Annotated in this window: 13 protein-coding genes; 12 read left to right on the top strand and 1 reads right to left on the bottom strand. The window is 43.9% G+C overall.

Annotated elements, in window-relative coordinates; genetic code table 11:
* Positions 1-149 precede the first annotated feature (149 nt).
* The gene (locus tag FJ709_RS13640) at positions 150-329 is read left to right on the top strand and encodes a phage virion morphogenesis protein (RefSeq protein ID WP_226410575.1); all 180 of its coding nucleotides are present in this window, start codon (positions 150-152) and stop codon (positions 327-329) included.
* A gap of 106 nt (positions 330-435) precedes the next feature.
* Here the strand turns inward: FJ709_RS13640 and FJ709_RS13635 are convergent, their stop codons facing one another.
* Positions 436-1,236: a DNA translocase FtsK 4TM domain-containing protein gene (locus FJ709_RS13635; protein WP_226410574.1), complete on the bottom strand. Its 801-nt coding sequence runs from the start codon at positions 1,234-1,236 to the stop codon at positions 436-438.
* A gap of 214 nt (positions 1,237-1,450) precedes the next feature.
* Between FJ709_RS13635 and FJ709_RS13630 the strand changes: the two genes are divergently transcribed.
* From FJ709_RS13630 to FJ709_RS13580, 11 genes are all read left to right on the top strand, one after another.
* On the top strand, positions 1,451-2,569 hold the full coding sequence (locus FJ709_RS13630) for an SH3 domain-containing protein (RefSeq protein WP_226410573.1): 1,119 nt from the start codon (positions 1,451-1,453) through the stop codon (positions 2,567-2,569).
* Between the two features lie 261 nt (positions 2,570-2,830).
* Positions 2,831-3,757 carry a hypothetical protein gene (locus FJ709_RS13625; protein WP_226410572.1) on the top strand — a complete coding sequence of 309 codons (927 nt, stop codon included), beginning with the start codon at positions 2,831-2,833 and terminating at the stop codon, positions 3,755-3,757.
* Positions 3,758-3,836: 79 nt separating this feature from the next.
* On the top strand, positions 3,837-5,000 hold the full coding sequence (locus tag FJ709_RS13620; protein WP_226410571.1) for a phage protease: 1,164 nt from the start codon (positions 3,837-3,839) through the stop codon (positions 4,998-5,000).
* Complete coding sequence (locus tag FJ709_RS13615; protein ID WP_226410570.1) at positions 5,000-5,920, top strand: Mu-like prophage major head subunit gpT family protein; 921 nt, start codon at positions 5,000-5,002, stop codon at positions 5,918-5,920. The genes FJ709_RS13620 and FJ709_RS13615 overlap by 1 nt, the downstream gene beginning before the upstream one ends.
* A 68-nt stretch (positions 5,921-5,988) precedes the next feature.
* On the top strand, positions 5,989-6,429 hold the full coding sequence (locus FJ709_RS13610) for an HI1506-related protein (RefSeq protein ID WP_226410569.1): 441 nt from the start codon (positions 5,989-5,991) through the stop codon (positions 6,427-6,429).
* 2 nt (positions 6,430-6,431) lie between these two features.
* Positions 6,432-6,875 carry a gp436 family protein gene (locus FJ709_RS13605; protein ID WP_226410568.1) on the top strand — a complete coding sequence of 148 codons (444 nt, stop codon included), beginning with the start codon at positions 6,432-6,434 and terminating at the stop codon, positions 6,873-6,875.
* Complete coding sequence (locus FJ709_RS13600; RefSeq protein ID WP_226410567.1) at positions 6,875-7,321, top strand: phage tail terminator protein; 447 nt, start codon at positions 6,875-6,877, stop codon at positions 7,319-7,321. Before FJ709_RS13605 ends, FJ709_RS13600 begins: the two co-directional genes overlap by 1 nt.
* A gap of 21 nt (positions 7,322-7,342) precedes the next feature.
* Positions 7,343-8,098, top strand: a complete 756-nt coding sequence (locus FJ709_RS13595) for a phage tail tube protein (RefSeq protein WP_226410566.1) — start codon at positions 7,343-7,345, stop codon at positions 8,096-8,098.
* A gap of 112 nt (positions 8,099-8,210) precedes the next feature.
* Positions 8,211-12,224 carry a tape measure protein gene (locus FJ709_RS13590; RefSeq protein ID WP_226410565.1) on the top strand — a complete coding sequence of 1,338 codons (4,014 nt, stop codon included), beginning with the start codon at positions 8,211-8,213 and terminating at the stop codon, positions 12,222-12,224.
* Positions 12,221-12,583, top strand: coding sequence for a hypothetical protein (locus FJ709_RS13585; protein WP_226410564.1), 363 nt, complete (start codon positions 12,221-12,223; stop codon positions 12,581-12,583). Before FJ709_RS13590 ends, FJ709_RS13585 begins: the two co-directional genes overlap by 4 nt.
* Positions 12,584-12,609: 26 nt before the next feature.
* Entirely contained in the window at positions 12,610-15,123 is a 2,514-nt protein-coding gene (locus FJ709_RS13580) for a hypothetical protein (protein ID WP_226410563.1), read from the top strand.
* The last annotated feature ends 27 nt before the right edge of the window (positions 15,124-15,150 follow it).

Raw genomic sequence — 15,150 nt, 5'->3', positions numbered from 1 at the left:
GCGCAAATTTAAATAGTTCCCGTTTTATGACAAAAAGAGCTTAATTCTTATAGCTAGATAATTAAATTCCATTAATTAAACTTAGTTGAGCAGTACTTGAGTCAGCTACCGAAGGCGCATTTGAAAACGAGACCAATCCTGTTAATGATATGTCATGGTCATCATTAAGTGATGCTTATCTTAAAACTAATCCCAAGCGCCAGGGCGGTAAGATATTACAAGCCAGTGCAGGTGGGCTTGCTGCCAGCATTGGCGCTGACAGTGTTGACTTTTGGGTAGCCATTGGTAGTAATAAAGTGTATGCCGCTATTCATCATTGGTGGCACTGACGGAATGCTAGCAGGGCCAGCCGCTATTCCTGCAAGGCAATATTTTGGTGTGAGTACTGGATGATCAATCTATTCTTGAGATTGTTATCGACTTTTATAGCGTTAATTAAAATTCGTCTTCGCCTTTTTTTATTTGTGTATCAATCTCTTTCAAGAGAATCTCAATACTTTTGTTTGGTTGAAATTTATAGAATTTGCTAAGCAGTGATATTGCATTAACAAGGTAGGGTAACGCATAAAGTTTTGAGTTAGTTTCTTTAGAGTATTCTAAGGATATATGACCAAGCTGAATTATTTGTATTTCCAATGATTTCCCTATAATATTCAGTGGGTTGGGGTCGTCAGAATCCTGCAGCTCACTTAATGCACCTTTATATCTAAGAACTTCATTATGATTGTTCAATATTTTGTCGAAGGTAATTTCTATAGGTCCTCTATCAGTTGCTCGAGAATAAACTTGGGTCGTGAGAAGGTCGTTGATGATATCAAGCTGAGCTTTTAACACGCCCTGCAGTTCAGTCAGTTTTGCATCTTGTTTTAAATGAGTAACCTGCGCTTCCATAGCTTGGCGACTTAATGCTGTTTCTTCTTTGGTCTCTTTCAACTCTTGCCTAGTTAAAGCCAACTGCTCATTAGAGTGAGACAGCTCTTTCATTTGCATTTTCAGTGACCAGATCAATAGCCCGACAGTGGCAAAGCCTAAAATGGGATTCAGTACTCCACCAAGAAAGTCACCAAATGCACCAAAGTCGCCTTGGTTTCCCCAGCCACCATTGAAATTCAAAAAGTACAACGCAAGTAGGCAGGCAGCCACAAAGGCCAGGAAAGTGATAAGCCACTTTAATGATGTCTCGGATTCGGGAGCTTGCTGCTCTGTTTGAGGAGATTTAGAAAAGGTCGTATTCATGTGCCGTCCATGGTTTTAAAAATAAAGATGGTATTCTAAGCTGACAAGCTTTGAAGCGTAAAGCGCTCAAACACGATTTAAGCGACTTAACCCTGAACTTAGTACAACGACTTGTCTTAAAACCACTTAAACGCTTTAACAAAGATTTAAACGTGTTTTAAACTAGGTTATGCTGGATGCTTCGTTTGTTTATCATAAACTAAGGTGAAACAAGTTGAATGAGCAATTCAAAAAAACTTCTGTTGAAACGATGCAGGAGTTGGATTTGCCGAAGTTTATGGAGCGTCAGCTTGCCACCAGCAAGATGATGAGTGAGATGTCTTTACCTAAGTTTTTGGAGCATCAGCTTGCTACCAGCAAGATGATGAGTGAGATGTATTCACCTAAATTTATGGAGCGTCAGCTTGCCACCAGCAAGATGATGAGTGAGATGTCTTCACCTAAGTTTATGGAGCGTCAGCTTGCCGCCAGCAAGATGATGAGTGAGATGCTTTTACCTAAATTTATGGAGCATCAGCTTGCCACCAGCAAGATGATGAGTGAGATGTCTTCACCTAAGTTTATGGAGCGTCAGCTTGCCGCCAGCAAGATGATGAGTGAGATGCTTTCACCTAAATTTATGGAGCATCAGCTTGCCACCAGCAAGATGATGAGTGAGATGTTTTCACCTAAGTTTATGGAGAGTCAGCTTAATAATCCTTCTTCGAAAATAATTCAAGAACTGAGTAACTCAGTTAACTTACAGAATTTCGTCGGTCGCCTCACGACAGATAGTTTTTCTCACTTAATGAGACAAGCTAAAATTGTTGATATAACTTTGTTGGATGATTTTGATGAATCAGAAATTCAAGCATTTAAAGACTATTCGCAAAACAAATTAAGTCAAAAACCTGAGCAATTCATTGCGACCCAAACAACTGAGCCATCAAAATATGGGCAGTTAATTATTTCAATTATTTTCGAATTATTGAAAGTTTTTATATACCCTTATATTTTCGCTATATTACATGCTCAAGTAGCTTTACCATTCTTAAGTACTGATAAAACAGCTACAGAGAAACAAGTAATTATTGCCGCAAAGAGAGATTTTTGTGAAGAACAGCTTTCTGTCTGCCGCTTTGTTAAATCCACGAAACTGAATGTGCGAGCTGCAGCTGGGCAAAAGTATCAAGTCATAGACACTTTGAATTTTGGCCAAGGTGTAATCATTGATGCATTTGAAGTTAATGAAAAAGATAGAGATTGGGTATTTGTCAGTTATTACGATCAGACTAGTGAAAGTTACAAAAACGGCTGGGTATTTAGGCGTTATCTAAGACGCTACGTTCCGTAATCCCGAAACTTCTCACATCCGCTCAAATTCGTAAAACAGCTTCTAGGACTCCAATATTATTGAGAGTGCCTTTTTTTGTGTCCGAGCTTGTAGTCTTAAGCCAACATGTTACTGCAAACTTTATCAGATGGTAAATCTGCGGCGTTTCTATACAAGGTTCATCCTAAAGTGAGTTAAACACTTTAACAAAGATTTAAACGGGTTTTAAACTAGGTTATTCTGGCTATCTAAGAGGTTCTTAGTTTTTTAGGGAAGAAGTGCATGTTCCGAATTTTCAGAGATAGTTTTGATATAAAAAAGCCTTTGCTCAATAACGGGTATTTCTGGTGTGTGTTTATTGGCACATTAAGTATAGCTTTAGTTCTGGCGGCATTAATAAGTCATACAAATAATTTAAATTATTACCCTTCATTAACTAAAGCTGCGCTTGATAATTTTTTTACATATCAAAAAATCCCCTTGACCGTCTTTTCTCTTATTTTTCCTTTAATAGGATTAGTTGTAGCAACTCACCGTTCAGCATTAACCATAAAGCAAATGCAGACAACAGATGAGCAAATTCAGGCAACTAAAGTCCAGAATACGTTTGCGAATTACTACAAGCATCGCGAGGAGTTTTTTAAGCTTTTAGACGTATTAGAACAGAAGTTCAATGTGGTCTTTTACGAAAGAAATAAATTTTATAAAGAACTATATCCATTAAATGGGCAAGCCTACTTAGATGTGAAAAGTGATCCGGATAAAGGTGGGGTGATGTGCTTTCGTTCTGAAATAAAAGAGTTAGTATCGAATACTGTCAAATCCATGGTAAAGCTAGAAATGATGGAGAATAACCCAAAGATTACCACTGGCAAGGGTAATAGTTCTGCGCTGGAGAACTTCTACATCGAACTTATTAATAAATGTGAAAAGTATCTCAACTTTAAACCAATCAAGGTAAGTGATGAAGACACATCAAATGTTAAATGGATTCCATTAAACATCAAGAACATTAGGCAATGGGATATAGGCATCCCAGTTAAGGATAATAACCCATTACATTTTTATGATGATGTTTGTAGTATCTTCGATGAGTTGTTGGTTTTTACATATTTAAGCGAAAAACTCGATCACTTGAGTTATTTTGGTCATGGGGCATGGTCTCAAGTAGAAAAGCAATACAGTATTTTAATTGATAGCTCAAATTAATCCCGAAACCTTTCATATCCGCTCAAATTCGTAAAACCCGCATTCTAGGCACTCCAATGTTATTGAGAGTGCCTTTTTTATGTTTCAGCTTACCGCCCTTAGCAGCCAGTTAACCTTTGATGTCACTACGGCCAATGCCGATGGTTATATTCAAGCGTTGCCTGCTGGTTACTTTGCCGCAGTAGATGGACGCCCAAGCGATGTTAAAGCTGGCAAGTGGTTGATGGATGCCATCGCCTTTGCTGCGCTTAAAGCCAACACCCCACACCAAGCCGGTGATCTGGTTATTGACTACGAACACCAAACCCTCAACAAAGACAAAAACGGTCAACCCGCACCCGCTGCCGGTTGGTTTAGCCTTGCTGATGTGCAATATCGACAAGGCCAAGGTTTGTTTATTAAACCGCGCTTTACCGATAACGCCACCGCTTATTTAACCGCTGGCGAGTACAAGTACTTCTCGCTGGTATTCGGTTACGACACCGATAGCGGCCGCCCGCAATACATTCATTCAGGTGCATTAACTAACCGTCCAGGCGTAGATGGCATGTTGCCGTTAGCGCAGCTGTCGGCCGAACTGGCACCACACTATGCAAATCAACACCACGCAAATCAACATCACGTAAATCAGCACTCAATCAATAACCCAGGCCACGCCCTTACTTCCTCGGAGGAATTTCATGTGAACCCACTATTACAAGCGATGTTACAAAAACTGGGCATTGAGTTTGACGCCACAGCGGCAGAACTCAGTGAAGAGCTGCAAACTGCAGCGTTATCAGCCCTTGATGAACTGACCACCACCGCTGGCAGCGTTGATGGCCTTAATCAAAAACTGGTTGCGCTCAGTGCCACCAATGGCCCTGATTTAAGCCAGTTTGTCCCTGCTGCTACCTATAACGCAATGCGTGAACAGCTAGTGAGCTTAACGGCAGAAAACGGCAAGTTAACCATTGAGCAAACGGTAAAGACGGCGCTTGATGACGGCCGCATTTTGACTTGTGAACAAGATTACTTAGTCGCTTTGGGTAAGCAGCAAGGCATGGCGGCATTGTCAGCACACCTTGATGGTCGTCAGCCGATTAATGCCTTAACCACTAAGCAAACCACCACAGTGGATAAACCCGCTGATAAAACATCATTAGCCGCATTAAGCGCTGATGAAAAGCAAATGGCTGATGCCTGGGGCATGTCGCACGATGACTTTGCCAAAGCAAAGGCAAGCGATAAGGAGCAAAACTAATGGCCGCGATTAATGCACCGTCTTTACAAGCCCTGCGCACTATGGTGCGGATGGAGTTTCAAAATGCGCTGAATAATGTTGAACCCCAATATCTTCAAGTTGCCAGCGTAGTGCCCAGCAATACCAAGTCGAACACCTATGGCTGGTTGGGTTCAATGCCTGCGTTTCGTGAGTGGCTTGGCGATCGCGTGATTAACTCGATTAAAGAGCATGGCTATTCAATCACTAACCGCACCTTTGAAAACACCATCGGCATTAGCCGTGATGATGTTGAAGATGACACTGTGGGCACTTACAAGCCTATGGTGCAAATGTTAGCGCAAGAAGGTCAAGAGTTCCCTGATGATCTGGTGTTTCAGCTGCTTGCTGATGGTTTTACTACCGCTTGCTATGACGGCCAGTACTTCTTTGATACTGACCATCCAGTGAACGCTGCACATGACGGCTCTGGGGTTGATGCTTCAGTACCTAACATGGTGGTTGACGGTGCTTATACAGGTAAACCGTGGTTTTTACTTGATACCACGCGCCCATTGAAGCCGCTTATTTTTCAAGAACGTCGCAAGCTGGACTTAAACACCTTGTTTAACCCAACTGATCCTGCTGTATGGACCAAAAACGAATTTCAGTTTGGTGCTGACATGCGCTGCGAAGCCGGCTTTGGCTTTTGGCAAATGGCCTTTGCTAACAAGCGAGCATTGAACGCGACGAACTTGTGGGACAGCTACGAGAAAATGACCGCGTTTACTCGTGATGGCGGTAAAACCCTCAAAATTCGCCCTAGCTTATTAGTGGTGCCCGCGTCACTTGAGCAAGCTGCACGTAAGATTTTAGAGCGTGACTTGATTGATGAAGGTGGCACCACGGTACAAAACGAGCTGAAAGGTAAGTTTCAGTTACTGGTTGTTCCGCAGCTGTAATCATCAGTTAAACGACACTGGGCGTAAGGACACGCCTAAATCACCTACTAACTAGGAGTAATAATGAAATGGCTAAATCTGTTTCGACAATTCAAGTCCTTCTTGTGGTCTGCCTTGCGGCCACTGGTTATCGCCGTGCGGGGGTGGCGCTTAACAAAGGCGAAAACCTCTTACCTTTGGCCGAGTTATCGGATGAACAAGTGGCTGCATTTAAGGCTGACAAACGCCTCACAGTATCGGTATCTGATGTGGCACCAACGGCGGGGAGTGTGGAGCTTTCAAACGGTGATCCGTCATTAAATGCTGATGGCACAGTAACAGGCATAGTGGAGCTTGATGGCAAGGAGAAAAACCTTGAAGAGTTGACGGTGGCAGAATTAAAAGACCTGGCAGCATTGATGCAAGTGACTGACTTTAAAGCAATGAAAAAAGCTGAGTTAATCAGCGCAATCCAGACATTGAAAACGTCTGTTGACCTGACAACCGTTAAAACAGAAGCGAATGAATAAGTATGTCTAATGTCACGCTTTATGCCACCACCGCCGACATGCTAAGCCGGTTTGGTCAGCAAGACTTGGTGCTGCTGACTGAGCGTGAAGATAGCGTGCCTGGTGAAATTAACCTGACAGTACTTGAGCAAGCCTTGTCTGATGCCAGTGCTGAGATTGATGGCTACATTGTTGGACGATATAAGCTGCCGCTAGTGACAGTACCGACCGTGTTAGAACGTAATTGCTGTGATATTGCCCGTTACTTTTTATACGGCGACAGAGCGCCTGAACAAGTTGAAAAGCGCTATCAAGCGGTGGTGAAGTTTTTAACCTCAGTGAGCAAAGGCGATATTAGTTTGGGGCTGGCTGATACAGGTGAAACGGTTAAGCAAAGTGAACTTACAGTGGTGATAGAAAGTGCTGGCAGCGTGTTTAGCCGTAATAGCGCGAAGGGGTTTATTTGATGTATGACATTAAAGAGAACTACCTGGTGGCGGGTGATGCGCTAAATGCATTGCTAGCACCTTTAGTCACGAATAAAAGCGTAAAAAAGGTTTACCAAGCTAATGAGTTAAGTGATGTCGATGAGCGTAGCCAAGTAACGCCAGCAGTTCATTTGCTTTACATGGGAGACACCTTACCCGATAGCGCGCAAGGCGGCGCGACGACACAAATTAAACAAACCTGGCTTGTGATGTTGGCGTGCCGATTATCAATTCATGAAGCCGATGCGGGTGAGTTGTTAGTTAAAACATTGAGCGCGCTAGCTGGCAAATCTATTGATCTACATGGTCAGAGAATGGGGCCGTTTTTACGCATCAACAGCCCGATAAAACCCCGTTTCAGTAAAAGCCATGGGTATTACCCATTGGCCTTTTCTGTGCAGTTACGCTTTAACCCTAATCTTTAGTTAACGTTTAAGGAAATACTTATGAGTGGATTACTTGTTGCCGGCAACTTCTTTGTTGACCGATTAAATGCCCAAGGACAATCAACGGGGATCATTGGTCCTATTAACACCACTAAGCTTGCTATTAAAACCGACGCAGATGAAAAAGTGCGTGGTAGTAAAAAGAAAGCTAACTATGGCCAAGCGCTGAGTGTGGTGAAAATTGCTAAGCCAGTAGAGGTTGAATGGATGTTTGACGATCAACCCGCTGAGCTGATAGCGATGGCGCTGCTGGGTGATACTCAGGTTATTAATCAAGGCAGTGGTGATTTAACAGATACACCTTTAATACTGCCGACCAATTTACGCTGGGCACAATTACCACAATCTAACTTTGCCACCTTAGGGTTTAGTGTGAAAAAAGATGCGGCCACACTCGTGCTTGGTACCGACTATGAAGTGAACTACGCCCTTGGGTTAGTGCGCGCTCTAAAAGGCAGTGCTGTTGAAGCCGGTGGAGAAGTGCTGGTAACCGGTCAGCACAATGCCATTAGTGGCACCTTGGTAAAAGGCGGCGTTAATGCCCAGGTACGTGCCCGCCTATTTGGTGAAGGCACCAACCTTGAAACCGGTAAGCCTATCAAACTGGATATTTTTGATGCCAGCTTATCGCCAACCAGTGCATTGGACTTTGCTGCTAGCGAGTTTGTCAGCGCAACCTTAGCCGGTAAAGCACAGTTAGTTGCAGGTAAAGACCATCCCTTTGAATATTCAGAGTTAGATGCCCCAACTGCCTAGTCAAATGTTAATAGACTAAATAAGCAAAGGGCATCGATTAATCGTGTGCCCTTTTGCATGCCTGTTTAACCTTCGTTTAAACCTGATTTAAACGACATATATCGAGAGAGCCATGGCTGATAAAACCTTAGAACTCGCCCTGCGTATTGTTGCCGAAGCCACCGGTAAACAGCACATTGCCGCCTTAGTTGATGAGCTTAAGCGCATCGGCGTTGAGTCGGATGTGGCGAATCCTAAGACGCAGGCCCTGGCAGATGAACTCGATGGTGTCAGTGACGCCAGCCAATCCGGTGCTAACCAAGTTGATGAACTTAATCAGCGCCTTGCACCGCTTGATCAACAACTTGACCAAGTAGCCCAAAGCGCCAGTACCACAAGCAAACAAACCGAGCAGCTCACTAATGGCCTTAAGCCCTTAGCCACTGAACTTAATGAGGTTGGCGACAGCAGCCAATCGACCAGCCAAAAAGCCAACACTTTAGCCAATAAGCTTGATGGATTGGCCAATCAGCAAGAATTGATTAACACCTTTAAGCGTTCACGCAATGAGCTTGAACAGCAAGAGCTCGCCCTAACGGCTTCTGCGCTTGCACTGCAAGACTTAAAGCAACGTGCTAGCCAAACCGATGCGCCCTTTGTGCAGTTGGCGCGCTCGATTGATGTGGCTGAAAAAGAGCTGGAGCAAATGCAGCGCGAATTAGCGCAGCAATCGTCAAGCCATACTAAATTGCAAAATGCTCTGTCTAAATCGGGCATTGACTACAACAACCTCACCGTTGCTCAACGTAAATTAGGCGCTGAACTGGATGGTACTGGCCGTAAAGTTGATAAGTTTGCCAAAGACTTGGACAAAGGCAATAACAGTGCCCGCGAACATGCCAACTCATTACGCGGTGTAATTGGCCAAGTCACTGCATTAGCCGGTGCGTATTTAGGCTTTGACCGTGTTACTCAAGCGGTGAAAGACATTTTTTCAACCGGTGATAAGTACGAGCGTCTAGGTGTGCAGTTTAATGCTTTGATGGGGTCTATTGCTGGCGGTGAACAAGCCACTGAATGGGTGAAAGACTTTGCCAAAAACACCCCGTTACAGCTTGAAGAAGTCAGCCAGGTTTTTGTAAAGCTTAAAGCCTTTGGACTTGATCCTATGAATGGCTCAATGCAAGCCATTGTTGACCAGGCATTTAAGTTAGGTGGCTCGTTTCAGGAAGTTGAAGGTATTTCACTTGCGCTAGGTCAAGCCTGGGCAAAGCAAAAATTGCAGGGAGAAGAAATTCTGCAATTGATTGAGCGCGGCGTACCCGTGTGGGAGTTGCTTGAGAAGGCGACGGGTAAAAATACCGTTGAGCTGCAAAAGCTGAGCGAACAAGGCAAGCTTAGCCGCGATGTGATTAAGGCATTGATGGATGAAATGGCCAAAGGCGCGGCGGGTGCTGCAGCTGCTAACATGGCGTTGTTATCGGGCTTAATTTCTAACGCTAAAGATAATTTAAGCGCATTTTATGCCGAGGTATCAAATGCCGGTGCAATGGATTGGTTAAAAGGCCAATTAACTGCGCTTAATACCGAGTTTGCCACTATGGCCGCCGATGGCCGTTTAAGAGAATGGGCGCTTGAGATCAGTAATGCCATTATCAGTATTGGTGAAGGTGTTAAAAGTACTGGGCTATTTTTGTATGAATATAGCGATACCATCGCCATGGTTGCCGGAGCATGGGCTGCGTTTAAAGTAGGTAGCTATTTTATCGACATGGCCAAAGGCACTAAGGAAGCGATTGAGTGGTTAGTTAAGTTTGAAGCCGCTCAAAAAACGGCTGCAGCTGCAGGTGTAGTGCTTGATGGTGGGCTTAAAAATACCGCTAAGCTTTTAGGTAAGTTAGGCTTAGCGGGCGCTGCTGCCTGGTCGGTTACTGAGATATACAATCTTGGTGAAGCGATGTGGGATTTGATTAAGGCGGAGAACGCCCTTGCTGAGAGCCGTAAGTTTGCCACCCAAACCGAAAAAGCAAAAATCACCCAGCTAACAGCATTAAACGATGCGACAGGTATGCTGTTTCGCAGTATGGCGGAAGTACTGCAAGCCGAAAAAGACGGTTTAATTATTTATGATTTAAAAACCAATACTTATAAAGCCTTTACCGCTGAGTTAATGATTCAAAACGCGCAAGTGCTTGCCCAAGAAGAAGCGGCACGCGCTGCGACCAAAGCCACTAAAGATCAAGCCGATGCTACAGCCGCATTAGGTAACGCAACGCAAGTGGCTATTGAGCCCATCAGACTGACTATAGATGAAGCATTACGCTTAACGTTAACCCTGAGCGAGCAAACTAAAACGCTTGAAAATGTGAATGGGGGCATGGCTGGCTTTATTCGCCAAATTGATGCGGCTATTGAACCTTTGCAGGCAGCTGGTGATGAATATGCAGCCCATGTGCAATTGCTCAATGAGTTAAAAGCTAAATTTCAAGAACAACAAACTTACTTAGATGCCTCTGCTAAAGGCGCTAATGCACTTGAACAAGCATACAAAGACTTAGGGCTGACCAGTACTAAGTCGTTACAGGACACTGCTGAAAAATCAAAAGTTGCTTTTGAGCTTATTCGTGACAATAAAGAGCCCGTTGATCAGGTTAGAGATGCCTTTATTGGCTGGGCAAAGGCCGCAATTGTTGCCGCTGAAGCATCAGGTAAAATGGTTCCTGAAGGATTAAAAGCTCAGGCTGCTGCATTGCAATTAAGTGATGAATATCAAAAGCTGACGGATAAATCGAAGCGTTATAGCGATGCGCTGCAAGGTGGCGTCACGTCTGCACACCAGAAACTAGCTAAAGATATTGAACAAACCACTGCAACATTAGCGAAGAATCGTGCTGCATTAAGTGTTAGTACTGATGCCAATACCACTAATAGTGATGCAATAGTTGACCTTAGTCGCAATACCCAAAAATTAAAAGACCAAACAGAGAGACTTAATGAGGTTAAGAAGCTTGAAGCCGCTAATTTTGCCCAGCTAAAAACACAATATGAATCAAATAACGCCGAGCTTGATAGGCTAAATGATGCCTTTAAAAACGGTGCGATTAACCAAGAAGAATATAACCGTCAAAAAGAACGCTTAGTGCAGTTGTTAAACATTTTGCAACAGCTTATGGGTGGTTTAGGTGATGAAGAAGAAAACACGGACGATCAAGTACAAGGCACCACTAACAGCTTGATTGAACAACGTGAAGAATTAGAAAGACTTGAGCAGCAGACAGGGAAAGTCACAGAATATATTAACTTATTTGCTCAGGCTCAAATTTACCTTAATGAGCAATTTTCGTTAAGTGATAAAAGCACTGAAGACTTAGGCGAACGTGTTGATGTGCTAACCAGTAAAATAGTGCAAAACCAAAGGGTGAATACTGGTTTTTGGGGCCATTTGGCTAGGCAATATAACCTTGGGTTGACGCGTGAAAAACAAATCATCAACGAGACATTAGCCATTCGTAAGTGGACCGAAGAGCTTGAAAGCTCAAGCGCTACCCTTGCCAAAGTAGATCAGATTGGTCGATATGCTAAACAACAAATACGTGAATTGGGTGATGAGGAACTTAAGCCATTACAAGCTGCCATTGAGTCTACCCGTAGCCGAATTTTAGACTTACGTGATGATATTAACGGCACGGTCAATAGCCTTAAAGATGAGCTTGATCAACTTAACAATAATCAAACCGCTATTGAAAAGCGTCGTTATGCACAGCAACAAGCTGAACTTGAAGCCCAGCTGATCGCAGCAAGAACAGCCCAGGATGAAACCGCGATTGCCAGTGCCAAAGAGGCGCTGAGTTTAAGCCGAGAAATTTATCAAACAAAGCTTAAACAGATGGATGCAGAGGCAAGCGAACGTCGTCAGCAAGCACAAGCGCAAGCATCAACGACAAGCCGCGACATCAGCGCAAGTAACGCCCCAACACAATCAGCGGTTACCCCTCGAAATTCGACGACCACAGTAAGTACCGGGCGTGTTGATACAGTGCGGCTTGAACTGGTTATGCCATCGGGAAATATCATGAAAGCTGATTTGCTGGATGAGTTTAAACAGTTGCTGTTTCGTGAGCTTGAACAAATAAAGGCTACCTCATGATCATTCTAGGCACTATCGAATTACCGCATTTTATTTGGTTAAACCGCTTTGGCTATACGCCCCATGTGAGCAGTCGTGAATTTGCCCTCGATGGTTCGCAGCATATTGAAATTGCCAGTAAACAAGCTGGTCGCAGCATAGTGTTGTATAGCGAAGGTGAAGCCTTGGCCATATTCGAATTGCTAGAAAGCCATGCAAATTTAACTGTCACGGCATTTGAATTACAAATTAACGGTCAAGTGTTGAGCGTGATGTGGGACTTTAGCGAGCAGGCAATCAGCGGCATACCAACAATCAATTATAGCGATGGCGATCCGGAACAAATTGACGCCATTACCCTGAAATTAATCACCGTTTAAAGAGCCATTATTTAAAGAGAAAGCACATGACCATTACCCGAGCAGATTTAAAAATATTCAAGCCTGAGTCACTGGGTTCTAGTGATGATGCGGGCGGCCAGCGCACTAAATTAGTGGTGAAGTCTGGTGAGCTTAATGAGCTATTTAGAGCGATTTCAGATATTGACCATTCGCAATCTGCGGTCGATATTGTCAAATGTTACCCCGCGCTGGATACCACAGGCACTGAGCTGTTGCTTAATGGTCATGTTTTTTTCAGTCAAAAACCTACAGACCCTTTAGTAAGCATGTTGTTAGCTGAGTCAAATGAGTTTGAAGATGCTGATCGCATGACAGACATGGTAGAGATTTTAGAGTCATCCGTTAAAGCTGGGCAACTGGTACGCAACCGGTTAATTGGTTTGTTGGCGGGGCAAGACTCGTTTCCTCGTTCGTATTTGCAGTCTATTTACCAATTTAATGGTAAAGACTATTACGAAACTATTCGCTTAAGCCAAGGCCAAGTGACTGTTATTTCTGTTGAGTATGAGGGTAATGAAAATGCGCTGTATCCCCGCTTTGAACATTTTTGTGAAGTGCAAGAAACCGTAACAGGTGGCCAAGGTGGGCAAGTGTATTTTAAGCCGGCTATTCCGTTTAATACGCCAAACTTTGACGTCACTATCAATGGTGAAACTGGGTGTACTAAATTACGTTATGTTAGCGCAAACGATGGCATTAAATACCATGGCGTGAGTGAGCTGACCGCTGCTGCAACGAGTGAAATACTTGATGTTGGCACCACGATAACAGAGATGTTACCCAAGGTGCGTACCATTTCATTAAGCGCAGGTAATGCATTAGCGGGAGTGTCTGATTCGCAAGGCGGCAGCGTTACAGTTGATAATGCGGGTGTGTATGTTCCATCACGCAACACCTTGGTTTTGCCAAGTATACCAAATCAAAACACCTATATTTTTGAGATACCTGATTTGGTTAATTCACCTTGGTTTGCTGAAAACAATAAGCAAGCGGTAACTTACAGCGGTTCGTTTGGTCAGTATGCCAACATCTTCATTACTGGTACCACGGTTACTGTTATTTTTACGGGCATTAACATGACCGGGAATAACAGCATTGCGGTGTCGTATTATCAGGCCAGCAAGTACCAGATTTATGCCAGTAGTAATACGTTTCCTGTTAATAGCATTCTGACGAAGGATTTTTTTGCGGGTGAAGTAAATTTTGATAGTTCAAGCTACAGCAACAGTAGTGTGAGCCTAGGTAACTTTAGTGCCGATGACATCGACGCAATCCCTATAATTGAATTAAATCAGACCGTAATTGGTTGGATTAATGCCCGTACTGGTGTGGTGACTAAGGACGTGGATTTTCGGGGTAATTTCACCTTAACCTACGGCTGTTTGCTAGCTAAAACAGCACCTGCAAGTGGTGGCGATGTACCACCTGGTGATTTAAGTGTGACGTTTGTTCTTACCAGTCCTGAGCCTGTACTGGATAGCTTTTATGTCACTGTTTCGACCACTTCTGAAACCTTGCTGAGTGCCAGCGCCGATGCCAACGGCATTATTACTGGCACGGGTGTGACGGGCAGTATTGTTAATGGTGCGGTGTCGCTTGAGTTTACGCAACGAGTGATATTAAGCACCCTACGTTATGACGTAACCGAAACGGTGACGCTTTCACCCCCTCCTGAGCTTTATGGCCTAAACCCACTGCGGATTAAAAACGGCGGTGTTGTGGCATGTTTTACTGCCTGGACCAACATCAATGTGCAACATAGCCAAACCCAAGTAATCGTTAGCCCTGCTGCTGACCAAACCTTATCTGTACGAGTGAATGCCCGATTTGTTGATATTACTGACGCCAATGGGGCCAGTTTATGGACACTAAATAACACGCATTACAGTGTGGTTAAAGAAACGGGTGTTGTGACACTGCACAGTAATTTTAGTGGTTTTGAAGCGCCATTTTTACTGACAGATAGCATAGGTGAATTAGCGTTGGTTGTAGAGGTGCTGCCCAATACTTTGGTATTAGCCGCGCCATTAAGCCAGTCGTATCCCATTGGTTCTGTGGTGTCTAGCGTACAAGACTTGGGCGACTTGCAAGCACGAGTTGGTACTGTTCGCGACATGACAGCTTGGTCGAATAATTGGGACCAAGATGGAACCAATGCGACAGCCAGCTTGAACGTGGTTGATTACCCGATTGAGGTGCGTAACGACACCGCGATTAATGAAGACTGGGTGTTAATTATGACTAGTCCAACATCATTTCGCTGTGTGGGTAAACGTTTAGGTCAAATTGCAACTGGCGATACCGTCAATGATTTCGCTCCAATAAACCCACTGACACTTGCCCCGTATTTTATTATTCGCCAGAGCGCATTTGGTGGCGGCTGGCAAGCTGGTGAGGCTATTCGTTTTAGAAGTTATGCCAGTTCAAAACCTGCCATGTTGTTGCGAACAGTACAAAGTGGCCACACACAAATTACAGAAGACCGTGCGGTGTTGTCATTCCGCGGTAATGAATCGTAACGCTCGATATTAATAAATTATAAGAAG

The sequence above is a fragment of the Shewanella glacialimarina genome (genome assembly GCF_020511155.1).
GTDB classification, from domain to species: domain Bacteria; phylum Pseudomonadota; class Gammaproteobacteria; order Enterobacterales; family Shewanellaceae; genus Shewanella; species Shewanella glacialimarina.
Note: the sequence above shows the minus strand (reverse complement) of the source record. Positions and strands in the feature narration are given on the sequence as shown.